Here is a 22,470-nt window from a genome sequence, read left to right as displayed (position 1 = left end):
GGAACGCTGACAGACACACGCCCCGCGTCGCTACGCTCAACAGCCCTGTTGCGTAAGGAGGAAGGAGGTTGGTCACGTTCGTGCGACGCAGCTCAACAACGAGCTGATCGCGTGGAACGACGAGTTGTTGCGGTCGCCCCGTCTCGTTCTCGTGTACTGGTCGCTCCGGGGGGGGGGGGGGGGGGGGAGGCCGGTGTAGGAGGCCAGGTGGGCGGCGGTGGGGAAGCTGGTGCCGTTAACGATGATGACTAGCGGTGTGGCGGCAGTCCTGACCTCGATGCCGGCATCGAGGTCAGGATCCGGTGAAGAGGGTGGGCCTCCAGCAAGATGTTGATCTGTGCTTCCATGGGCCTCGCGTTGTTCGTGGACGGCCGCAAGCGAGCGGGCAAGCGACGGGATCACCACGTCGAGGGTGTTGGTGCCCGGGACGGTGACAGTCTGCTCGTTCAGCGCGTCGAAGACATCGCCGATCAGCCGGGCGGCCATGCGTGGGTACCTTGGGTCGGATCGCCTCGGCGAGCCTGCTGCGGCTTGCTTTCCGCAGGGCTTGCGGGGATCTGTAGCGTTCCAGCGGCCAGGTCACCGCAGGGTGGTCCAGCCGTGGCCGAGGACGCATTCGAGACTGGGGTGGAACTGCGTGAGCAGGTTGCGGTTGGAGGTGCGGGTAGCCTCGGCCGCCAGGTCCTGGTCGAAGCCGGTCAGTACGGTCGGTTCGGCAGTGACCTCGTCGCTCAGCGTCAGGGACCGCGGGGTGTGGGGCATGGTGTGAGCGGCGTCCGCGATCACGGCCGCGTCCTTCGGGTCGGTCTTCGCCTCGCCAGGGTGGAGGTCTGCGATCCGCCGCATAGCAGACCTGCCGCCCACAAGCTGTCCGGCATTGCGCCGAACGGTCGGTGGCCGGACCTCTCATCAGCGACTCCGACGGCACCTTCCGGACCCCAGGTCATCCGTTCGGCAGGGGCAAAAGTCATGCCGGGCCCAGAGGCCAGCGGCCCTCTCGCAGGACCGCGAAGAAGGTAACGGGGGAGGGGATGGGGACGAACTGGAAGACCTTGTATCCCGTGTTGGCCCATGTACAGGGTCGCTTCCTTGGGGGAACCTACCACTAAGGTTCATTTCGCCGCCGATACCCGGGTCCGCACCTGGTTGACAGGCTACGAGAGAGGCCCCACCGGTGACCGGTGGGGCCTCTCGTTTCGCCTGTTCAGGCGGGTGCGGAGGATACGAGATTCGAACTCGTGAGGGGTTGCCCCCAACACGCTTTCCAAGCGTGCGCCCTAGGCCTCTAGGCGAATCCTCCGCCGGGAACAATACAAGACGTGGGGCGGTGTTCGCGAACTCGTTGGCATCCCCGGCGATCGGGTACGCTTGCGGCAGCCCCTCACGCGGCGCTATCTGACTGAACTCCCCCAGGGCCGGAAGGCAGCAAGGGTAGGTTGGCTCTGGCGGGTGCGTGGGGGGCGTTGACGTCCCGGGAGGTCTCCGGGAGCCCGGCTCGTTCCGGTTCCACTCCGGCTCCACTCCGGTTCGGGGTGGGTGATGGGGTGTGGGTGGGGTCACCTTCGGGTGGCGCTGTTCCGTCGCGGTCGTTTCCCGCCAGTCGCCGTCGTTTCTCGCGGTTGCGGTCGCGGTCGCCGTCGGTTGGGTCGGGGTGGGTGGGGTCGCGCGGGCGGGGATGGATGTCCGTGGTCCCCGATATCGTCGGGGGTGTGTCGTCCCTCGCTCTGTACCGCCGCTACCGCCCCGAGACCTTCGCCGAGGTCATCGGGCAGGAGCACGTAACCGACCCGTTGCAGCAGGCGCTGCGCAACAACCGGGTCAATCACGCCTACCTCTTCAGTGGGCCGCGCGGCTGTGGGAAGACGACCAGCGCGCGCATCCTCGCCCGCTGCCTCAACTGCGAGCGGGGGCCGACCCCTGCACCCTGCGGGGAGTGCCAGTCCTGCCGGGACCTGGCCCGGAACGGTCCGGGCTCGATCGATGTGATCGAGATCGACGCCGCGTCACACGGAGGCGTCGACGACGCCCGGGAGTTGCGGGAGAAGGCGTTCTTCGGACCCGCGTCCAGCCGGTACAAGATCTACATCGTCGACGAGGCGCACATGGTGACGTCGGCGGGGTTCAACGCGCTGCTGAAGGTGGTGGAGGAGCCTCCCGAGCACCTGAAGTTCATCTTCGCGACGACCGAGCCGGAGAAGGTCATCGGCACGATCCGCTCGCGGACGCACCACTATCCGTTCCGTCTGGTGCCGCCGGGCACGCTGCGCGAACACCTGTCGGCGGTCTGTGCCCGTGAGGAGATCGCGGTGGACGAGGCGGTGCTGCCGCTGGCCGTTCGCGCGGGCGCCGGTTCGGTTCGGGACTCGATGTCCGTCATGGACCAGCTGCTGGCCGGTGCCGACTCCGGCGGGGTGACGTACGCCATGGCCACGGCGCTGCTCGGCTACACCGACAGCGCGCTGCTGGACGAGGTGGTCGACGCGTTCGCGGCGGGGGACGGGGCCGCGGCCTTCGAGGTCGTCGACCGGGTCATCGAGGGGGGCCACGACCCCCGGAGGTTCGTCGCCGACCTGCTGGAGCGGCTGCGGGATCTGGTGATCCTCGCGGCGGTGCCGGAGGCGGTGGAGAAGGGCCTGGTGGAGGCGCCCGAGGAGGTCGTGGACCGGATGCGGGCGCAGGCGTCGGTGTTCGGCGCCGCGGAGCTGAGCCGCGCGGCCGACCTGGTCAACGCTGGACTGACGGAGATGCGCGGGGCCACCTCGCCCCGGTTGCAGCTGGAGCTGATCTGCGCCCGGGTGCTGCTGCCCGCCGCGTACGGCGACGAGCGGGCGACGCAGGCCCGGCTGGACCGGCTGGAGCGCGGTGCCGCCTTCGCCGGGGGCGGAGCTGGCGGGGCGGCTGGTGCGGGGGTGGAGGGTCCGTCGATGGCGGCGCCCGTCCCGCCTGCCGCTCCGGGCGCGGTCGCCCCGTCCCCCGGTGTTTCGGGCGCTGCCCCGGAGGGGCCCGGGCCCGGGGGCGCCGGGCCGGTCCAGGGTGGGCCGGTCCAGGGCGGGCCGCCTCAGGGCGGGCCGGGCGCGCCCGTGGAGAGTGGTCCGGGGCGGGGCGCGGGACACCGTCCCGGTGCCTGGCCGGGCGGCGGCGTCAACGGTGCCAACGGCGGTACCGGCGCGGACGGTTCGGGCGCGCCGGTCGAGGAGCCGGGACAGTCCGGACGTCCGGGAGCCTGGCCGGGTGGCACCGGCGCCGCTGATGACGGACGGTCCGCCGGACACCGTCCCGGCGCCTGGCCCGGGGCACAGCGTGGCTCGGGCGGAGGCCCTGCTTCCGGAGGTCCTGTTTCCGGTGGGCCGGGTGGCCCCGGCGGGGTGAGCGGTGGCCCGTCCGGTGGCCCCGCGTCCGCGGCGGGCCCGGGTGTGGGCGCGGGTGCGGCCGGAGCGCCGGACGGAGTGGCCGCCGGGGGCGACCCGGGGGAAGGGGCCGCGCGGGTGCGGCAGATGTGGCCGCAGATCCTGGAGGCGGTGAAGAACCGCCGCCGCTTCACCTGGATTCTGCTGAGCCAGAACGCCCAGGTCGCCGGGTTCGACGGCACCACGCTCCAGCTCGGCTTCCCCAACCCCGGCGCCCGGGACAGCTTCGCCAACAGCGGGAGCGACGAGGTGCTGCGTCAGGCGCTGGGTGACGCCCTCCAGGTGCGATGGCAGGTCGAGGCGATCGTCGACCCGTCGGCCGGCGGGTCCGGTCCGGGTGGCGGCCCCGCGCCCTCCTCCGGAGGCGGGGGCGGCTGGGGTGGTGGAGGCGGCGGCTTCGGCGCCCCCACCGGGCCGGGAGCGCAGGCTCCCGCCGCGCCGCCGCCCAGTGGACCCGCGCAGGGTGAGAGCGGTGGACCGTCGGGCGGCGCGGGCGAGGCGCGGCAGGCGCTGGCCACCGCGCAGTCCGCTGGCCCCTCGGGCGGTGCGGCCCCGGGTGGCGCCGCGTCCGTGCCGGGCCCGGCACGGACGGCCGCCGCCGGGCGCCCCTCCGGTGGTTACGAGGCGGACGGACAGTCCGCTCCGTCGTCCGCCGCTTCGGGGGGCGCGGGGGCGGAGTACCCGGGCACGAGCGCGGACCTGGAGGACGACATGCCGACGGCCGACGACCCGGACCTGGACGAGTCCGTGCTCTCCGGCCACGACCTGATCGTGCGGGAGCTCGGCGCCACCGTGGTGGAGGAGCTGCACCATGACTGACCGGGCCGCACCGCGACTGACCCGGTCATCCGTGCCGTCCAGCGGGACACCGACGCCCGTCGGCCGACACCACCACCCGCCCCGCATCACCCAGTGCCAGCCGGTCACCACTCCCCGTTCCCCGTCCACCGTCCCGCTCACCGTTTCGCGGACGCGGCGCTGATCTCCGTACCGGACGGGCGGTGATCGCTGGGCTGGGTGCCGGGCTGGGTGTGGCGCGTTACCGGTGGGTGCGTGGCCGTGGCTGAGCGCGAGGGGCGAGGCTCGCGCCGAACGTCAGCCCTCACGCCGTCGCTCCCTCGCACGTGTCGGCCCCGTTCCGTACGTCCGTCGCTCCGGCACCTGTTTCGGCCGCCGTCCCGTACGTCCGGCGCCGTCTGCGGCCGCGAACCGGAGTGGGTGGCTCCGGGGTGCGGGCCGTGGTGGGGGCGCACGGGGTCCCGCGCCAGCGGTGTGGGAGAACACGTAGGCTCGACGGCGAGCGCTCACCGGGCGCGGTGCCTGGAGCGTCAGCTCAGGGGGCGCGTCGCACGGAGCGTGAACGTCGTCTACGAGCAGGAGCCAAGACGTGATTCCCGGTGGTGGCCAGCCTGACATGCAGCAGCTGTTGCAGCAGGCCCAGAAGATGCAGCAGGACCTCGCGGCGGCTCAGCAGGAGCTGGCGGAGAGCACCGTCGAGGGCTCGGCGGGCGGCGGTCTGGTGAAGGCGACGGTGAACGGCTCGGCGGAGCTTCAGGGGCTGTCCATCGACCCGAAGGCGGTGGACCCGGAGGACACCGAGACGCTCGCCGACCTCATCCTCGCCGCCGTACGGGACGCGAACTCCGCGGCGCAGCAGCTCCAGCAGGAGAAGCTGGGCCCGCTCGCGCAGGGCATGGGCGGAATGCCGGGCCTGCCCTTCTGAACCACCGGGGCACCCTGGGATCTTGGGCCGTCTGGAGACTCGGGAATCCCGAGGACCGCCGAGGGTCCGAGGGGCCCGAGGGCCGGGTCCTGGGGGTCCGAGGGCCCGGGACCTCGTGGTCCCGGGGACCCCAGGATCTCGGGGGTCTCGGGGATCTCTGGTGTTCGGCCCCCTCGTCGTTCTTCCGCCTCTTGCCCCTCTCCCTCCCTCTCCCTCTCCCTCTCCCTCTCTGCCCCCTGTGTCCGTTCGGAGCTTCGCCCCTTCGGACTGGGGATCTGGAGCTCCGAGGTTCTGAGGATCTCGGACTCCGGGGCGGGACCCGGGTCCGCACGGTTGGCGCCGTGGGCCGTGGGCCGTGGGCCGTGGGCTTGTGGGTCGTGGGTTCCGAGGTCTCGCGTTCCGGGGTGCTCGGGACCCTTTTCCGTCTTCCGCTCCGTTGCGGTCTTCGCCACCGTCCGCACCCCTCCGGTCCCTGACGGTCACCGCCCCTTCTGTCTCGCGTGGGATGTGGATCCCGTCTCGCCTGGGATGCGGATCCGCGTCCCGCGCGGGACGCGGACCGCAGGTCGGACGCGGCGGGGGCGCCGGACCGGCTCGTAGGGCTCCGGGGCTGTGCCCTCGCGGGCCGTGGGCGGCGTCCGCCGGGTCATGGCGGGCGTCTGGGCGGCCACGGTGAGCTGCCCGCGGGGCCGTCGCGGCGCGTGGTCGGCTGCTGTGGGGTCGGTCACCGGGAGTGCGAGTTCCGCCCGTCCGGTGGTTCCGGTGGGAGGGGTGATGTCAGTATCAGCAGCAGGAACGGCGGAGATCGGTAGCGGGAGCAGAGGAAAGCGGGTTCATCCGTGTACGAAGGCGTGGTTCAGGACCTCATCGACGAGCTGGGCAGGCTGCCGGGCGTCGGTCCGAAGAGCGCGCAGCGGATCGCTTTCCACATCCTCCAGGCGGAGCCGACGGACGTACGGCGGCTCGCGCACGCGCTGACGGAGGTCAAGGAGAAGGTCCGGTTCTGCGAGGTCTGCGGGAACGTCGCGCAGGAGGAGCGGTGCCGGGTCTGTCTCGATCCGCGGCGTGATCCCTCGGTCATCTGCGTGGTGGAGGAGCCGAAGGACGTGGTCGCGATCGAGCGGACTCGCGAGTTCCGCGGGCGGTACCACGTCCTGGGCGGCGCGATCAGCCCGATCGAGGGGGTCGGCCCGGACGACCTGCGGATGCGGGAGCTGATGACGCGGCTGGCGGACGGTACCGTCACCGAGCTGATTCTGGCCACCGACCCCAACCTGGAGGGGGAGGCCACGGCGACCTACCTGGCACGGATGGTCGCTTCCATGGGACTGAAGGTGACGAGACTGGCCAGTGGCCTCCCCGTCGGGGGAGACCTGGAGTACGCCGACGAGGTCACGCTGGGGCGGGCCTTCGAGGGAAGAAGGTTGCTCGATGTCTGATCGCACGACGGCCGACGGCACACTCAACGCGACCGAGGGGGACCCGGACGACTTCGCCGTCCAGGTGTCGGACCAGGTCGAGAGCTTCATCGTGGCGATCGCCGAGATCGCCAAGGGGGACGACCCGGACAGCGCGGTCCCGCACCTGCTCCTCCAGGTCTCCCAGCTCCTGCTGGCCGGGGGGCGGCTGGGCGCGCACCAGGACATCGTCCCGGACGAGCGGTACGAGCCGGATGTCGGTCCGGAGCCGGACGTGGACGAGCTGCGCGAGCGCCTCGCCGCGCTGCTGGACCCCGTCGACGTGTACGCCGAGGTCTTCGACCCGTACAAAACCCGCACGGCGCCGGTTCCGTGCCGGATCTCGGACGACCTCGCGGACGCCGTCACGGATCTGCGGCACGGGATGGCGCACTACCGCGCCGGACGGGTCAGCGAGGCGCTGTGGTGGTGGCAGTTCTCGTACCTGACGAACTGGGGGCCGACCGTCTCGGCCGCGCTGCGTGCCCTCCAGTCGCTGGTGGCGCACGTCCGGCTGGACACCCCGCTCGACGATCTGGACGGGCTGGACACCGACAGCGGCAGTGTCGAGGGCGATGACGGAGACCTGGAGGCGGAGGCGGGCGCGGTGATGGCCGCGGAGATCGCCGCCCCGCTCGGGCTCAAGCAGCGCTGAGCGCCCCGGCGTTCGGGTCCGGGGCCTGGGCCGCCCTGGGCCCCGGGCCGGTTCCGGTCCGTTCGGCCCTGGTCGGCCCGGTCGCGCTCCTCGGCCCGTTCCGTCCCGGCTGGCCGACTCCGCTGGTCGGGCGCCGCCGCTGAGCCGGGGCCCGCCGCCGTGTCGGGTCATTCCCTCCCAACTCGTCCTGCTCCGAGGGGTTTTCGGTCTCCGTCGTTTCCTGGCCCGGCTACTCCGGTCGGCGGATGGCGGGCGCGGGCGCGGAGCCGTCGCGTGAGGCCGTCCGGGGTCACGCGGCTGGCGTCCGGGGCCTGGGTGCCCCCAGGCCGGTTCCCCGCTTCCCTCCCAACCTGCCTGAACCGCCCCGCACACGGCGCTGCGTCTCCCGCGGCCACGCGGTCTTCCCCTGCCCTGGTGTGTGGGGTGGTGGGTGGGGCGCGCGGGCCGTCCGGACGGTGAACACGGAGGCAACGGCGGGGATTTGGTGCCGTGGAGGGCCAACCACGGGTGTGCGGTGGGCTTGTGGCGGGAACCTCTGGTGTAGCTGTTCGAATCTGTGGCACGCTGCTTGCCGAATGCCCATCGCGGGCGCCGTCCAGCCGGTCGGCGTCGACTCGGGTCAGCGCTGAGCGCCAGCCGAAGCGCGGACGACACGCAGGAGCGCGCCCGCTCCCAGAGAGGAACCCCCCACATGCGTAATCCTCTTGCTACGCGCGTCACATGGAAATCCGTGGCGTTGGTCGGCGGTGTCGCGCTGCTGGCCTCCGGAGTCCAGCTGACCGCCAACGCGACGCCGTCGCCGGACAGTTCGGCCTCCAGCAGCGCCGTCTCCCAGTCGTCGTCGGTGGCCCCGCCCGACGACTACTACAAGGACGCCGAGGGCAAGACCGGCGAGGAGCTGAAGACCGCGCTGAGCGGCATCATCAGCAACAACGAGCAGCTCTCCTACGACCAGGTGTGGGACGCGCTCAAGGTCACCGACGAGGACCCGGACAACTCCTCCAACGTGCTGCTGCTGTACACCGGCCGCTCGGAGTCCAAGGACGCCAACGGCGGTGACCAGGGCCAGTGGAACCGGGAGCACGTCTGGGCCAAGTCGCACGGCGACTTCGGCACCTCCACCGGCCCGGGCACCGACATCCACCACCTGCGTCCCACCGACGTCGGGGTCAACAGCACCCGTGGCAACAAGGACTTCGACAAGGGCGGAGAGGAACTGAGCGAGGCCCCGGGCAACTTCACCGACAACGACTCGTTCGAGCCGCGTGACGAGGTCAAGGGCGACGTGGCCCGCATGATCCTCTACATGGCCGTCCGGTACGAGGGTGAGGACTCCTACCCCGACCTGGAGCCGAACGACGAGGTCGAGAACGGCAAGCAGCCGCTGCACGGACGCCTCTCCGTGCTGAAGGAGTGGAACGAGCTCGACCCGCCGGACGCTCGTGAGCAGAAGCGGAACGACGTCATATTCGAGCAGTTCCAGAAGAACCGGAACCCCTTCATCGACAACCCCGAGTGGGTCAACGAGATCTGGAGCTGAGCCGGTTGGGCCGGTCGGCGCGCTGCCGCCGACCGGCCACCCCGCGTGAGGGGCGGGGACACGCGGGCCGGGGGTGTGACTGTCAGCGGTGGCTGTGACGATGTGCGACCTCGGTTCGGGTGAGGTGTGGTGCCCGATCCGTGGGAACACCACAGGCTCACCGAGGATGGCGAATGACCGATCTCTATGGCGTACGGGTGCTGGCCACCGACTCCCCGAACCGCCGTGTACGACTGCGCGTCACGGTCCTTTACTACGACCTGGACTCGCATATCCCGCTCGTCGACGACGCGAGTTTTTTCCTCCGCGTCCTCGCGGAGGGCGACATCGACACCCCCATCGGGAAGGCGATGTCCCTGGACCAACGCCTTGACCCGAACTGGGTGGACGCGCACACCCGTTGGTTCGTCGAGAGTATGGAGTGCGTCGCGACGCGCAACCATCCGTTCACGGATGACGCCCAGGCATTGTTGGACGAGAACTACACCCCTTTTCCCTGGGAGTTGGGGACGCGCTTCGACCAGATGCCGGAGGAGGAGGCGGCGGCTCTGGCGCGCGCCGAGGAGTTGCGGGTCGGCGCCGATTACGACGTGGTGGTCACCGATCCCCGTTGGATGGCGCATCTGACGCCCGGCGACTGGTGGCGCACTTCCGCCTATGCCACCCGTGCCGACTGGCCCCTGGACGGCGAGGCCGAGGAGATACCCGATCTGCGCCGTCCGACCGTGGAGTTGAGGCCGTTTGACGCGGACGACACACCGCGCCACGCGGAGTTCTCCGACGACGGCCGTTTCCTCGCCGTCAGCAGTGGCGAAGGCGCACTGGTGGTGTACTCCACCGACTCCTGGAGCGAATGCCTCCGTGTCCCCTCCACCGAGTACCTGTCCCCGTGGCTGATGTGGGTGCCCGGCGAGCCGGTCGTCACGCTGCGGCACCACGAGGAGTTCGGCCCCCAGCTGGCGTACGACGTGACCTCGGGCGACCCGGTCGAGGCGCCGCCGCAGACGGGGAGGCGGCGTTCGGCCACCGGCCGGTACCGCGCCGAGGGGGCGTCGGGTCCCGCCGTCGCGTTGCTGTCACCACAGGGCGAGGAGCGGGTACTGAGTCTGCGCGAGGCGGTGAATTCGGATGAGGGCGAACCGGAGTTCCTGGGGCCGGATCCGTACGACGAGGTCGCGTTCTCCTCGGACGAATCACGGGTGTTCGTCGGCTGTGGAGAGCTGGTCTGCGTGGTGGATCCCGCGTCCGGCCACGTTCTCCGCACGGTCGCGAACGACAGGCTGGGGCGTTCTCTCGCGGTGAGTCCGGACGGCGGCTATCTGGCGGTCGGCGAGAAGCCCTCGGAGGGCAGGTCGGTTCTCATCCGGCGAGTGAGCGATGGCCGGATCGTCACCTGCCGCGCATTCGACGGCCAGTTCCTCCCGGCTCACGCGGGGGTCGCCTGGTCGCCCGAGAACCGCTGGCTGGCGGTCACTCTGCCGACGGCGGACCACGGTGGGATTCCGAATGGCGGCGAGATCCGCGTCTTCCCGGTCGGTCTTCCCCGGGAGTGGGTTCCCGATTCGGAGCGGAGTTTCGCCGGGGGAGCGTCGGGGGAGTGCGAGGTCTGATCCGGTGCTCCCACTCCGGGGTGGTGCGGCGAGGAGACAGGGGTTTTAGCGGGGCGGAGAGAGGCCGGGGAGGAAACATAAGGAAAGTGCGTGGCCCCTCAGCGGCCCTTTACGGAATGTAATGGTAGGCACCTATTTCGTGCGGGAATCTCCAGTGTGGGCCCGCTGGTTCACCCGACGCGTTCGGATCGCGCGGTTCCGACGGTTCCGGGAATCCCGGTTCCGTCTCGCACCCCCACAGTGCGAACGCACCCCCCACGGCGCGGCGGGGCGGAGTCCGGCTCCGCCCCGCCGCTCGCCGTCCGGACCCGGACGAGCCGTCCCGCCCTCCCGTTCCATCCGGGCGTCCCAAGCTCTCGTCGGCCCGGGTGTCCGTCCAGACGCCCCGTCGCCCCGTGCCGCTCGGCCACCGTGCCGCCCAGCCGTCCTGGGGCGTACCGGCCGCCCCGCTCATCTCGGCCATCTCAGCCACCTCGGCTGTCCCGGCTGTCCGGAGATGCCCCCCGGCCCGGGGTCCGTGTGCCGCCCGGTTTCGGGTATTTCCGACTCATTCGGGGGCCGAGTGGGACGGGGTGGAGCGGGGGTGACGCGGCCTCCGGGATGGTGTGTCCGATGTGCGTCCCGATAGGTGAGACGCGGTGTGAGCTGTCTTACGTTCGCGTGTGCCAAGGCGGTCAGCGGGAAGATGCGGTTCTGGACGAGTGCAGGGGAAACGCCGTGTTGCGCACGGAGTGGGCGAGTCGTCTCGCCTTGTGTGAACGATGGCGGAATCCGGGTGCTCGTTAGACTGAGCCGACGCGGGGATCCGGCTCATGCGATCCCCGAGAGAGTTACGAGGAGCGAGCACACGTGGGCCTTGTCGTGCAGAAGTACGGCGGCTCCTCCGTTGCCGATGCCGAGGGCATCAAGCGCGTTGCCAAGCGGATCGTCGAGGCCAAGAAGAACGGCAACAAGGTTGTCGTCGTGGTCTCGGCGATGGGTGACACGACGGACGAGCTGATCGATCTCGCTGGAGAGGTGTCCCCGGTCGCCTCCGGCCGCGAGTTCGACATGCTGCTGACCGCCGGAGAGCGCATCTCCATGGCCCTGCTGGCGATGGCGATCAAATCCCTCGGCCACGAGGCACAGTCCTTCACGGGCAGCCAGGCCGGGCTGATCACCGACTCCGCGCACAACAAGGCGCGGATCATCGACGTGACCCCGGGCCGCATCAAGGACTCGCTGGACGAGGGCAACATCGCCATCGTCGCCGGGTTCCAGGGCGTCTCGCAGGACAGCAAGGACATCACCACCCTCGGGCGGGGTGGCTCGGACACCACCGCCGTCGCGCTGGCCGCCGCGCTGGACGCCGACGTGTGTGAGATCTACACCGACGTGGACGGCGTCTTCACCGCCGACCCCCGGGTCGTCACCAAGGCCCGGAAGATCGAGCGGATCTCGTTCGAGGACATGCTGGAGCTGGCCAGCTCCGGCTCCAAGGTGCTGCTGCACCGGTGCGTGGAGTACGCGCGCCGCTACAACATCCCGATCCACGTCCGTTCGTCCTTCTCCGGACTCAAGGGCACCTGGGTCGGTAACGAGCCGCAGGACGCGCAGAGCGGGCAAGGGGAAGAGCCGATGGAGCAGGCGATCATCTCGGGCGTCGCGCACGACACCTCCGAGGCCAAGGTCACGGTCGTCGGGGTGCCGGACAAGCCCGGCGAGGCGGCGATCATCTTCCGCGTGATCGCGGACTCCGAGGTCAACATCGACATGGTGGTGCAGAACGTCTCCGCCGCCTCGACCGGCCTCACCGACATCTCCTTCACGCTCCCCAAGTCCGAGGGGCGTAAGGCCATTTCGGCGCTGGAGAAGGCCAAGGGCAGCATCGGGTTCGAGTCCCTGCGGTTCGACGACCAGATCGCCAAGATCTCGCTCGTCGGCGCCGGGATGAAGACCAACCCCGGGGTCACCGCCACCTTCTTCGAGGCGCTCTCCAACGCCGGGGTGAACATCGAGCTGATCTCCACCTCGGAGATCCGCATCTCCGTCGTCACCCGGCAGGACGACGTGGACGACGCGGTCCGCGCCGTGCACACCGCGTTCGGCCTGGACAGCGACAGCGACGAGGCCGTGGTCTACGGCGGCACCGGACGCTGACACCGCGCCCCGGGGAACACCCCGGGCCCTGGCGGGACCGTTCGCTTTCGGCCCCGGGCCCTGGTCACGGGGCGGGTTCGTGAACAACAATGCGCTCCCTGTCCGGCCGCGCACCGCGGCCGGACAGGGAGCGTCCTCGTGTCCGACACCGTCCGCCCCACACCGGTCCGCGTACCGCGTGAGGCCGGCTCGCCGGACGCGTGGCACGGTGGGGCCGAGACGGTCGGGGAACCCACGTGGCCGGAATCCGGGGGGATCCGGCCAGCCGGGGGATCCGGAGGATCCGGAGGAGGGGACGGGCATCCGGGAAGGGCTGTGGCGCATGAGGCCAGGGAGAGCGCTGTCCGCGGCGACAATGCCCGCGGCGTACAACCCTGTTGGGGGGACGTGTGTCCAACAAGCGTGGCAGAGGCACTTGGAATCGGTATCGCGACAGTTCCCCGGCGCGCGGGTGGGCGCTCCGGAGGCATGCCCGTGATGGCCCCGTGGTCGGCTACCGGGGCGTCGCGCCTGCCCGCGTCGCGCACGGACACGCAGCGGGTCAGGGACGCCGGGGAGGCCGGGGAAGCTGACGACGCGATGACGGCGGGGACCACCGTCGACCACCTGACAGAGACCTATCGCGCGCACTACCGGTCGCTGCTCGGCCTCGCCGCGCTGCTGCTGGACGACACCGCCTCCTGCGAGGACGTCGTCCAGGAGGCGTTCATCCGGGTCCACTCGGCCCGGCGGCGAGTCCGCGACCCGCAGAAGACCCTGGCGTACCTGCGGCAGACGGTCGTCAACCTGTCCCGCTCCACGCTGCGCCGCCGCATCCTCGGGCTGAAGCTGCTCTCGAAGCCGATGCCCGACATGGCGAGCGCCGAGGAGGGGGCCTACGAACTGCTGGAGCGCGATCAGCTGATCCGCGCGATGCGCGGGCTCCAGCGCCGCCAGCGGGAGGTGCTGGTGCTGCGGTACTTCGCGGACATGACTGAGGCGCAGGTCGCCGAGGTGCTGGGCCTGTCGGTCGGCTCGGTGAAGGCGTACGGATCGCGCGGGATCGCCGCGCTGCGGGTCGCCATGGAGGCCACGACATGAACGCGCAGTACCCCGGCCGGGACGGCGAGGGGGGGCGAGTGGAACCCGGGGAGGGACGGCCCGACCCCGGTCCCGCCGCCGCCCCCGGCGACGCCTCCCCGGCGGAGGCCGAGGCGCTGCGCGAGGCGCTGCGCGCCAGCGTCGGCGATCTGCGGCCCGCCTCCGACGCGCTGCCCTACCTGCGGCAGGCCATCCCGGCACGGCGCGCCCGGCGGCGGCAGGCGCTGGTCGGCGCGGCCGCCGCGGTGGTACTGGCCGGGGTGGGGGCCTCCGCCCTGGTGAGCGGTTTCGTTCCGGGCGTCAGCGGCTCCGACCAGCCGACGGAGGCGGCCAGCGGTGAGCCGGGGGGCCACGGCCCCGGCGGCTCCCCCTCCGGTTCGGAACACGCGGGGGCCGACTCCGGCGGCGCGGACAGCGAGGGCGAGGAGACCGACGGCAAGGACGGCGGCGGCAAGGGCGACGAGAAGGGGTCGGCCGAGCCGAGCGAGGGCCGCGAGTCCGGCGGCACGGAGTCCGGCGGCACCGACCCGGACGGCGCCCCGGCCTGCGACCGTGGCCAACTCGGTTCCGGTTCCGCCGTCGCGGGCGAGCCCGACGGGCAGGGCCGGGTCTACGGAACCTTCCGCGTCGTCAACACCTCCGACTCGGCCTGCGCGGTGCGCGGCGGCGGCACGGTGCAGGTGGCGGCGCAGGGGCGCGCGGGCAACAGTCAGATCAACGTGCAGGACCACCAGGGCGGCGGCGCGGCTCCGGCGCTGCCCGATCCGGGCGAGTCGGTCGAGCGGCTGGTGCTGGAGCCGGGTTCCTCGTACGTCGTCCGGTTCGCCTGGGTGCCGCAGGCGGACGGCGGCTCCTCCTGCCAGGGGATCCAGCCGAGCCCCGGCACCAGCGGTTCCGAGGGGGGCGAGGCGCCCGGCCCGGGAGTGGACGGCGGGACCGACACCGGCGGTGAGACCGGCGGCTCCGGCGGCCCGAACGACGGCGGCGGGAGCGGCGGTCCGGATAATCCGGACAACGGTGCCGCCAGCATCACGGTCCGCCACACCCCGGACGGCGGTGGCCCCGTCGTGGCCAACACCACGGTGCCGGGCGCCTGCTCGGGGACGGTCTACCGCACCGGAGTGCTCCCCGGCTCCTGACCGGAACCCCGGAGTGCTCCCCGGCTCCTGATCGGACGGACGGGATGAGCCGGACGGACCGGACCGGTCGGGCCGCGCGGCTCGCCGTCCTCGGGGCCCGGTTCCGGCTCGGCTGAGGACGGGTGGGGACGGGAGCGGACGGGTGGGGAGGCCGGTGCGGGACCCCGGGCGCCCGCTCGGGCCCGAGCCCCGTACCGTGGGGGACGTGTACCGGTTTCTGCTGACTCCCCGATGGTGGGGGATCAACGTCTTCGTCGTACTGGCGATTCCGGTCTGCCTGTTCATGGGCAGCTGGCAGCTGGGGCGCTTCGAGTCGCGCGTGGACACCCACGAGGACCAGCGGAGGGTCGTGGACGAGGCGGCGGACGCCACCGCCGAGCCGCTGGACGACCTGCTGCCGATCGACCAGCGGACCGTGGGCCGGACGGCCGAGGTCACCGGGCGGTACGACGCGGACCGCACGCTGCTCGTCCCGGACCGCCGACTGGACGACCAGAGCGGCTTCTACGTTCTGGACCTGCTGTTCCCCCGGGGCGACGAGCCAGCGAAGCGCGGAGCGGACGACGCCGGATCCGCCGATTCCGCCCCCGAGTCCGCCGAGTCGGACCATGACGGCGAGGGCGCTGGCGCCGAGGGCGCGGGCAAGGCGCTGCCGGTCGTACGGGGCTGGCTGCCGGGCGCTCCGGACGCGGACCGGGTACCGGCCCCGCCGTCCGGCGAGGTGACGGTGACCGGCGTGCTCCAGGCGGTCGAGTCGCACAACAGCCCCGGAGTGGGCGCCTCCGGCAGCCTCCCTCGCGGGCAGCTCGGCTTCATCAGCGCCGCCTCACTGGTCAACGTGGTGCCGTACGACGTGCACAACGCGTGGATCACCGTGCAGCGGACGCCGAAGGGTTCGCCGCTGAAGCCGGTGCCGCCGGTCGCGGCCGACAACACCGGGCTCGACATGAAGGCGTTCCAGAACCTCGGCTACACCGCCGAGTGGTTCGCCTTCGCCGGTTTCGTGCTCTTCATGTGGTTCCGGCTGTTCCGTCGGGAGGCCGAACTCGCCCGCGACATCGAACTCGGCCTCGTCCCCGACCCGTCCACCGACCCCCCGGAGCCGTCGCCCACCGGAGCGCCCGCCACGGGCACCTCCGGCAGCGGGACCTCCACCGGGGCGCCCGTCGACGGGACATCGGGCACGTCCGGCGACTCGGCCGAGACCACCGGCGTCCGCTGAGGTCGACGGCCGACGAGCGGACCGACAGCCGCCCACGGCGGCCGACGGGCCGACAGCCGCCACGGGAGCAGAGGCCACGGGGGCCGAACCCGGACCGCGCGGCACCGGCCGACGAGGGCCGGGCCGCGCGCGCTTCCGCCTCGGACTCCGCCGGAGCGCCTCGGACTCAGCCCGAACCCGGCAGGTGCCGCCGGGTGAAGTCGAGTTCCAGCCGGAACTGCTTGATCCGTTCCTCCACCACCAGCGAGCCGTGTCCGGCGTCGTAGCGGTAGACCTCGTGCGGCGCCTCCCGCGCGACCAGCCGCTCCACGTAGTTGTCGATCTGCCGGATGGGGCAGCGGGGGTCGTTCACACCGGCCGAGATGAACACCGGCGCCCGCACCTGGTCGACGTAGGTGAGCGGGGAGGACGCCGCGAAGCGCTCCGGGACCTCCTCCGGCGTACCGCCGAGCAGGGTCCGGTCCATCGCCTTCAGCCCCTCCATCTCGTCGTGGTACGCCGTGACGTAGTCGGCGACCGGGACGGCGGCGAGCCCGAGCGCCCACACCTCCGGTTGGGTGCCCAGCCCGAGGAGGGTGAGGTAGCCGCCCCAGGAGCCCCCCGCGAGGACCAGGCGCGCCGGATCGGCGAGCCCGGACTCGACCGCCCACCGGCGGACCGCGTCCACGTCCTCCAGCTCGATCAGGCCGATCCGGTGCTTGAGCGCGTCCGTCCACTCCCGCCCGTAGCCCGTCGAGCCACGGTAGTTGACCCGTACGACGGCGAAGCCGTGGTCGACCCAGGCGGCGGGCTGCCCGGCGAAGGAGTCGGAGTCGTGGTGCGTCGGGCCGCCGTGCAGCTCGAAGACGGTCGGGAACGGGCCCTCCCCGGCGGGCTTCTGCACCAGGGCGTGCACGGTCCCGCCCGGCCCCGGCACCCAGGCGTCCTCCACCGGCACGGACGGCGGCGGCTTCATCCCGGGCGGGCTCAGCACCACGGAACCGGCGGTGGACAGCACCCGGGGCGGCTGCGCGGCGGAGGACCACAGGAACTCCACCTCCGCCTCCGCGACCGCCTCCGGGGTGGCGCTCGCCGGTGCCGGGCGGGCGCCCGCCGCCGACACCGAGCCGGGCGGGGTGTCGAGCCGGACGAGCCGCCCGCCGTCGATCACGTAGCGCCACATGTCGCTACGGGCCTGGTGGCTGTGGACGACGAGCAGCGCGGAACCGTCCGGGTACCACTCGGCGCCCACGTCCCCCGGCAGGTCTATCGTCAGCTCCCGCGTCTCGCCCGTGACCGGATTCCAGATCATCGGCTCCCAGCGGCCCCGCCGCTGGTGCCCGACGAGCAGCCGCGCGTCCCCGTCGACCGGCGCGAAACCGAGCACGGTCAGCCCGAGTTCCCGGGTTCCCCCCTCGGTGTCGTCCAGCTCGGCGACGGTGCCGCCGTCCTCGGTGCGCACGACGCGCAACGCCGCGTGCATCGCGTCCCCGTGCTCGGTGTGCTCGATGACGATCAGCGTGCCGTCCCGCGACATGTCACCCACGTCGGCCGATTCGCGGTGCCGGTAGATCTCGCGGCCCTCCCCGGCGTCCACTCCGGGGCGCACCACATGGATGGTGGAGCCCTCCTCGTCGGTGGACCTGCCGACGACGGCGGTGCCGTCCCGGCCCAGGGCCAGCCCGGCCGGGTAGGCGGGACCGAGGGCGGACGTCGGCTCGTCCCACTTCCGGCCGTCGGGCCCGGCGTCCGGACCCTCGCTCCCGGTGCTCCGGCCCTCGCTGGCCGACCCACCCGCACCGGCCGACCCGCCCTCACTGGTCGCGGTGGCGGGACTGTCTCCGGTGGTCGCGGCCGTCCCGGTGACGCTGGCGCCCTGAGCGGGCGGGGCGGTGAACGGGCGGCGCAGCCACACTCCGAACTCGTCCCCGTCGGTGTCCGAGAACCACCAGATCCACTCGCCGTCCGGAGACAGGGTGCCCGTGGTCGTACCGCTGGGACGGTCCGTGACCCGCCACTGCGCGCCGGTGGCGCGATCCCAGGCGTACAGCTCGTAGGTGCCGGTCGCGTTGGAGATGAACAGCGAACGGTCCGGGGCGTCCTCAGCCCACTGCGGCAGCGAAACCCGGGGCGCCCGGAAGCGCTTCTCCCAGTCGGGCATAGCCGCGCTCGCGTCGGGGCGCTCCCCGTTACTCGTACTCATGGCTCCATTGTCGCCGTCCCTCGCCCGTTCGACGGCGGCCGGTACGGCGCGGTACACGGCACCGACGACCATCCCCGCACCACGGCCGCGAGCGGTGGCGTCGAACGACGACCCGGCGTCCCGGTGCCCGTCCGTGCCGCCCCGCGCCCCGGTCGTGGGTGGGCGTGGAGCGGGTCCGGCGGGGCGGGGCGGTGGACAGGCGTGGGGCGGAGCGGCGCTCGTGCGGCACCTGTGGCGGTCGGACGTGGTCGGTCGCGGTCGGTCGCGTGCTGGGGCGGTACGTCTGGGCGGGGCGGGGTGTGGCGGGGTCGGTGGCGGGGAACCGGGCCGTCGTGCGGGACGTCTCCCGGAGCGCCGAGGGCGTGGCCGTGCGTCCGAAACCGGCCTGGAGGTACGGGAGTTGACGAACCAGTCGAGGGCTCTGGCGTGGTGCGGACTGATCTCCGGGGCGGTGGTCGCCGTCGGCCTGGCCTCGGTGGCCCTGTTCACCGATCTGGACACGGCCGGGCAGTGGGCGGGCATCGTGGGTACCGCCGTCGGGGTGGGCGCCTTCGCCCTCTCGCTCCGCCAACTGGTCCGCGCCCCCGGCGTCCAGCCGTCCGGCGGCACCGGCGAGCCCGGAGGTTCCGGAGGGCCAGGGGGTTCCGGAGGTCCGCAACCGCCGTCCGGACAGGGGACGTTGGACGGTCAGGGAGGGCGGGGCGTCGTCGCCCACGGGCGCGGTGCCGTCGCGGCGGGCGGTTCCGTCGGGATCGCCGTCACGGGCGACCACGCCGAGCTGACGGTGACGGGGGCGTCCGCGCCCCCGGTGTCCCCCGCCCCGCCCCCGGAGCCGACCTCACCGGAGCCCCCGCCGTCGGCGGGCGCCACCGCGTCCGCGCCACCCGGGAGCCCCTGGAACTCCGGCAACCCCCACCCCGGGAGTCCCCCGAACCCCGGCAACCCCCAGAGCCCCGGCGACGGCGGTTCCGCGAACCCGGGGGACGGCGCGGGCCCGGCGGCTTCCGCCTCCTGAACGCCTCCCGCAGACGCGGACACTCCGCGACGCGACCCCCAACATCCTTGCCACGCACAGGAGTTACCTCGACCGCGACAGTCCGGTAGCCGATGGACGGGTGGTGCCCCCGGGACTAGCGTGATCCCGCTATCCCGAGACATGGGTGAGGAAAGAGAAGGGAACGGACTCATCTCCAACTCCACGGAAAACCAGAGACGACGGCTCACCTGGACGCGGCGGAAGACCGTGCGGGCCACGGCGGCGGTGGCACTCTCCGCCGGTCTCGTGGCGGGAGCGTCCGCCGTCAACGCGGTGGAGGACTCGCAGCCCAAACCGGATGACTCCGGATACCAGACGAAGATAATCGGCGGCGAGGAGTCGACCGAGAACTACTCCTTCGTGGCGTCTCTCCAGACCGAGCGGAACGGCGACCCCGGCAGCCACACCTGTGGTGGGGCGCTCGTCGCCGCCGACTGGGTGGTGACGGCCGCGCACTGCGTCGCCGGTCCGGGCGAGGGCGACGACCCGTTCGAGGTCAACGACCCCTCGAAGTACCAGGTGCGGGTCGGTTCGCTCGACCGCGCCGAGGGCGGATCGCTGGTCAGGGTCAAGCAGTTCACCGTCAACCCGGACTGGGTGTACCACGACGACCGGGAGGACGGTCAGGACATCGCCCTGATCCAGCTGGCCGAGAAGGTCCCGCACGAACCGGTCGCGCTGGCCACCGAGATGCCCGCGACGGGCAGCAAGGTCAAGGCGATGGGCTGGGGATACACCTCCGCCTCGGACAACGACCCCACGCAACTCCCCAGGAAACACCGGGAGATCGACCTTCCGGTGCTCGACCCGGGCACCGAACGGTGCATCCGGGGAGAGGAGGACGGAGACGCCTGGGGCATCCGCGAGGGCGACTTCTGTACGGACAACCCGCCGGGCGGCGGGGGCACCTGCGGCGGGGACTCCGGTGCCTCGGCCGTGCGTGAGGTGGACGGCCGGTGGCAGCTCACCGGTGTCAACAGCCGGGCCGTCGGCTCCTGTGGCGTCACCTCCGACATCTTCACCAGCATCGGCGCCCAGCACGACTGGATCAGCGGCGTCATCAACTGACCCCGATCGAGGGAACACCGCGCACCCCGCCAGGCGGCGTGTTCCCCACCCCGGACTCCTCGGCGGACCGGGCGAGTTGGCGGCCAGCGGCTCGGCGGGGGCGACGGCTCGGGCGGCTTCGCGGCGGCAGACGGTTCCCTGGTCAGGCGGTTCGCGGAACAGGTGGCTCGGGGCGGGCTCGCGGGAGCGGCCCGAGCCACCTGTTCCGCCCACGCTCTCCGTCGTGGGCGGGCCGCACCGCTTCGGCGACGGAACGGGTGTCAGAGGGCCGTGCCAGCATCGGTGTCGTGGACGCGTCGGACGAGCTGCCGCAGCAGCCACAGCACGAGGTACGGGGTGCGCGGCCGGGCGGGCCGCGCGGAGAGGCGCGGGGCGCCGAGCTGCCCGGACACCTCGCGTATCTCCGGCGGCTGCGGTGTGCCAAGGACCTCATGGACCGCGAGTGGGCCGACCCCCGGCTTGACCTGGCGGCGGTCGCGGCACACGCCGGATACTCGCGTTACCACTTCCTCCGCGCCTTCACCTCGGTATACGGGGAGACGCCCGGCCAGTACCTCTCCCGTCGCCGTACGGAACGGGCCGAGGAGATGCTGCGCACGACCGTGCTGTCCGTCACGGAGATCTGCCTGCTGGTCGGCTTCAGCAGCCCCGGGACCTTCACCAGCCGCTTCAAACGGCAGACGGGGCTGACGCCGAGCGAGTACCGCACGCGGAACCAGCGCCAGGGCGCCGCCCTGATCCCCAACTGCTACGCCCTCTTCTGGGCGGGCGGCTTCCCGCCCCGGCGACCCGACGACGACACCGACGCACGGCGAGAGACTGGCGCCCCTGAGGCCCCTGAGGCCCCTGAGGCCCCGGAGCCGCCCGGGTCCCCGTCCCCTTCCCAGGGGTAGGCCCCGGGGTTCCCAGGGGGCAGGCCCCGGGTTCCCAGGGGCAGGTCTCCGGGGCGGTGACCGCGACCACCACCCGGTCGCCCCGCCACGCGCCCGCCGGCCCCCGTTTCGGCAACCGGGCTGCCCCCCGGCTGCCCCCCGGGGTGGGCTGCGGACAGGCAGCGGGCGGACGCCAGGACGCTGTCGCAACCCCGCTCCGCGATCCGACGGACACCGCAATTCTCAGGAAGCGGACAGCGCCCCCGCTCCCTAGGCTGATCGTGCCCAACCGTTCTGACCACGGAGTTCTTCATGATCAAAGCCCTGGCCATCGTCACCGTCTGGTCCTTCGACCAGGAGCGGACCAAGAGGTTCTTCACCGAGAAGCTCGGACTCGAAGTCCGGAACGACCTCTCGATGGGAGAGATGCGCTGGATCACCGTCGGCGCCCCCGGCCAGCCCGAGTTGCAGCTGGCGTTGATGCGCCCGGACGGCCCCGGTCTCGACCCGGACTCCTCGGCGGCGCTCTCGACACTCGTCAGCAAGGGCGTCATCGGCGGTGGCGCCTTCCACACGGACGACTGCCGTGGTGACTACGAGAGGTTCAAGGCCAACGGCGTCGAGTTCATCCAGGAACCACAGGAACGTCCGTACGGCACCGAGGCGATCTTCCGTGACGACAACGGCAACTGGTTCTCCCTGACGGAGCAGAACGAGGAGTTGGACCACAGCAAGAAGTGGCACCACGAGGCCGAGGGCTGACCCCACCGACAGCCCGTTCCGGGCCCCGACCACGCCCCTCAGCCCGGTGGGTCACGCCCCACCCCGCCGCGAGAGCCCACCCGACGGGACCCCGCCCGACGGGTCCCCGCCCGGATGGGACCAACCACCTGACGGGGCTATCCACCGACGGGACCACCCGCTCAGAAGGGCCCCAGCCAGAAGGGCCCCAGCCAGAAGGGCCTCAGCCAGAAAGGTCCACCCATCTGACGGGAAGTTCCCGACGGCAAGGTCCTGACGGGAAAGTCCCGACGGGAAGGCCCTTACGGCAAGGTCCCGACGGGAAGCCCGGTAACCCCGGGAATCCCTGACCCGGAGGGGGCCACCAAGTCCGAGCCGCCTCGCCTCGCCCGCCGCGCGGTGCGACGCTCCGCCGGACGAGCACCACCAGCCAGGCGTCAGCACCGCCCCAACTCCGAGCCCCGACCCGAGGCCGAGGCCCGTGATCCGCGACCCGAGATCCGAGGCCCGTGATCTGAGGCCCGTGACCCGGGACCGAGATCCGAGGCCGCGACACTCGACCCGAGACCCGAGACCCGAGACCCGAGACCCGAGACCCG

Annotated in this window: 15 protein-coding genes, 1 tRNA gene, 1 other RNA gene and 1 pseudogene; 15 read left to right on the top strand and 3 right to left on the bottom strand. The window is 72.2% G+C overall.

Features of this window, described 5'->3' with window-relative positions; all coding sequences use genetic code 11:
- Window positions 1-180: 180 nt before the first annotated feature.
- A pseudogene (locus E0L36_RS17595) lies at window positions 181-897 on the bottom strand (transposase); the annotation flags it as partial.
- A gap of 318 nt (window positions 898-1,215) precedes the next feature.
- A tRNA-Ser gene (locus tag E0L36_RS17590) sits at window positions 1,216-1,300 on the bottom strand.
- A 72-nt stretch (window positions 1,301-1,372) separates the two neighbouring features.
- On the opposite strand from E0L36_RS17590, the gene ffs reads away from it, so the two are divergent.
- The 11 genes from ffs (at window position 1,373) to E0L36_RS17535 (ending at window position 15,972) form a co-directional block, all read left to right on the top strand.
- Window positions 1,373-1,471, top strand: an RNA gene (ffs, locus tag E0L36_RS17585) — signal recognition particle sRNA small type.
- Window positions 1,472-1,709: 238 nt separating this feature from the next.
- Window positions 1,710-4,226, top strand: a complete 2,517-nt coding sequence (locus tag E0L36_RS17580) for a DNA polymerase III subunit gamma and tau (RefSeq protein ID WP_180930103.1) — start codon at window positions 1,710-1,712, stop codon at window positions 4,224-4,226.
- 568 nt (window positions 4,227-4,794) lie between these two features.
- Entirely contained in the window at window positions 4,795-5,130 is a 336-nt protein-coding gene (locus tag E0L36_RS17575) for a YbaB/EbfC family nucleoid-associated protein (protein WP_180930102.1), read from the top strand.
- 839 nt (window positions 5,131-5,969) lie between these two features.
- Window positions 5,970-6,569, top strand: coding sequence for a recombination mediator RecR (gene recR / locus E0L36_RS17570; protein ID WP_180930101.1), 600 nt, complete (start codon window positions 5,970-5,972; stop codon window positions 6,567-6,569).
- The gene (locus E0L36_RS17565) at window positions 6,562-7,242 is read left to right on the top strand and encodes a DUF5063 domain-containing protein (RefSeq protein ID WP_180930100.1); all 681 of its coding nucleotides are present in this window, start codon (window positions 6,562-6,564) and stop codon (window positions 7,240-7,242) included. Before recR ends, E0L36_RS17565 begins: the two co-directional genes overlap by 8 nt.
- 691 nt (window positions 7,243-7,933) lie before the next feature.
- The gene (locus E0L36_RS17560; protein ID WP_180930099.1) at window positions 7,934-8,782 is read left to right on the top strand and encodes an endonuclease I family protein; all 849 of its coding nucleotides are present in this window, start codon (window positions 7,934-7,936) and stop codon (window positions 8,780-8,782) included.
- Between the two features lie 173 nt (window positions 8,783-8,955).
- On the top strand, window positions 8,956-10,392 hold the full coding sequence (locus E0L36_RS17555) for a WD40 repeat domain-containing protein (RefSeq protein ID WP_180930098.1): 1,437 nt from the start codon (window positions 8,956-8,958) through the stop codon (window positions 10,390-10,392).
- Window positions 10,393-11,241: 849 nt separating this feature from the next.
- A complete protein-coding gene (locus tag E0L36_RS17550; RefSeq protein ID WP_180930097.1) occupies window positions 11,242-12,531 on the top strand; it encodes an aspartate kinase in 1,290 nt (429 codons plus the stop codon).
- Between the two features lie 468 nt (window positions 12,532-12,999).
- Entirely contained in the window at window positions 13,000-13,611 is a 612-nt protein-coding gene (locus E0L36_RS17545; RefSeq protein WP_180930096.1) for a SigE family RNA polymerase sigma factor, read from the top strand.
- On the top strand, window positions 13,608-14,750 hold the full coding sequence (locus tag E0L36_RS17540; protein ID WP_180930095.1) for a DUF4232 domain-containing protein: 1,143 nt from the start codon (window positions 13,608-13,610) through the stop codon (window positions 14,748-14,750). Before E0L36_RS17545 ends, E0L36_RS17540 begins: the two co-directional genes overlap by 4 nt.
- Window positions 14,751-14,955: 205 nt before the next feature.
- Window positions 14,956-15,972: an SURF1 family protein gene (locus E0L36_RS17535; protein WP_180930094.1), complete on the top strand. Its 1,017-nt coding sequence runs from the start codon at window positions 14,956-14,958 to the stop codon at window positions 15,970-15,972.
- Window positions 15,973-16,138: 166 nt separating this feature from the next.
- Here E0L36_RS17535 and E0L36_RS17530 read toward each other — a convergent pair whose 3' ends face one another.
- Window positions 16,139-18,154, bottom strand: a complete 2,016-nt coding sequence (locus tag E0L36_RS17530) for a prolyl oligopeptidase family serine peptidase (RefSeq protein ID WP_258016319.1) — start codon at window positions 18,152-18,154, stop codon at window positions 16,139-16,141.
- Between the two features lie 400 nt (window positions 18,155-18,554).
- Between E0L36_RS17530 and E0L36_RS17525 the strand changes: the two genes are divergently transcribed.
- The 4 genes from E0L36_RS17525 (at window position 18,555) to E0L36_RS17510 (ending at window position 21,892) form a co-directional block, all read left to right on the top strand.
- Window positions 18,555-19,169, top strand: a complete 615-nt coding sequence (locus E0L36_RS17525; RefSeq protein WP_180930093.1) for a hypothetical protein — start codon at window positions 18,555-18,557, stop codon at window positions 19,167-19,169.
- A 141-nt stretch (window positions 19,170-19,310) separates the two neighbouring features.
- Window positions 19,311-20,258, top strand: coding sequence for a trypsin-like serine protease (locus E0L36_RS17520; RefSeq protein ID WP_180930092.1), 948 nt, complete (start codon window positions 19,311-19,313; stop codon window positions 20,256-20,258).
- A 431-nt stretch (window positions 20,259-20,689) separates the two neighbouring features.
- A complete protein-coding gene (locus E0L36_RS17515) occupies window positions 20,690-21,151 on the top strand; it encodes a helix-turn-helix transcriptional regulator (RefSeq protein WP_180930769.1) in 462 nt (153 codons plus the stop codon).
- Between the two features lie 291 nt (window positions 21,152-21,442).
- On the top strand, window positions 21,443-21,892 hold the full coding sequence (locus E0L36_RS17510) for a VOC family protein (protein ID WP_180930091.1): 450 nt from the start codon (window positions 21,443-21,445) through the stop codon (window positions 21,890-21,892).
- The last annotated feature ends 578 nt before the right edge of the window (window positions 21,893-22,470 follow it).

This window comes from Streptomyces sp. AJS327 (genome assembly GCF_013450295.1).
Taxonomy (GTDB): Bacteria; Actinomycetota; Actinomycetes; order Streptomycetales; family Streptomycetaceae; genus Streptomyces.
Note: the sequence above shows the minus strand (reverse complement) of the source record. Positions and strands in the feature narration are given on the sequence as shown.

What these genes read in the sequence shown, in the direction of transcription:
- E0L36_RS17515 (WP_180930769.1), top strand. Translation starts at nt 20,690, where the DNA reads ATGGACCGCGAGTGGGCCGACCCCCGGCTTGACCTGGCGGCGGTCGCG.
- E0L36_RS17560 (WP_180930099.1), top strand. Translation starts at nt 7,934, where the DNA reads ATGCGTAATCCTCTTGCTACGCGCGTCACATGGAAATCCGTGGCGTTG.
- E0L36_RS17555 (WP_180930098.1), top strand. Translation starts at nt 8,956, where the DNA reads ATGACCGATCTCTATGGCGTACGGGTGCTGGCCACCGACTCCCCGAAC.
- E0L36_RS17510 (WP_180930091.1), top strand. Translation starts at nt 21,443, where the DNA reads ATGATCAAAGCCCTGGCCATCGTCACCGTCTGGTCCTTCGACCAGGAG.
- E0L36_RS17565 (WP_180930100.1), top strand. Translation starts at nt 6,562, where the DNA reads ATGTCTGATCGCACGACGGCCGACGGCACACTCAACGCGACCGAGGGG.
- E0L36_RS17530 (WP_258016319.1), bottom strand. Translation starts at nt 18,154, where the DNA reads ATGAGTACGAGTAACGGGGAGCGCCCCGACGCGAGCGCGGCTATGCCC.
- E0L36_RS17540 (WP_180930095.1), top strand. Translation starts at nt 13,608, where the DNA reads ATGAACGCGCAGTACCCCGGCCGGGACGGCGAGGGGGGGCGAGTGGAA.
- E0L36_RS17545 (WP_180930096.1), top strand. Translation starts at nt 13,000, where the DNA reads ATGCCCGTGATGGCCCCGTGGTCGGCTACCGGGGCGTCGCGCCTGCCC.
- E0L36_RS17520 (WP_180930092.1), top strand. Translation starts at nt 19,311, where the DNA reads ATGGGTGAGGAAAGAGAAGGGAACGGACTCATCTCCAACTCCACGGAA.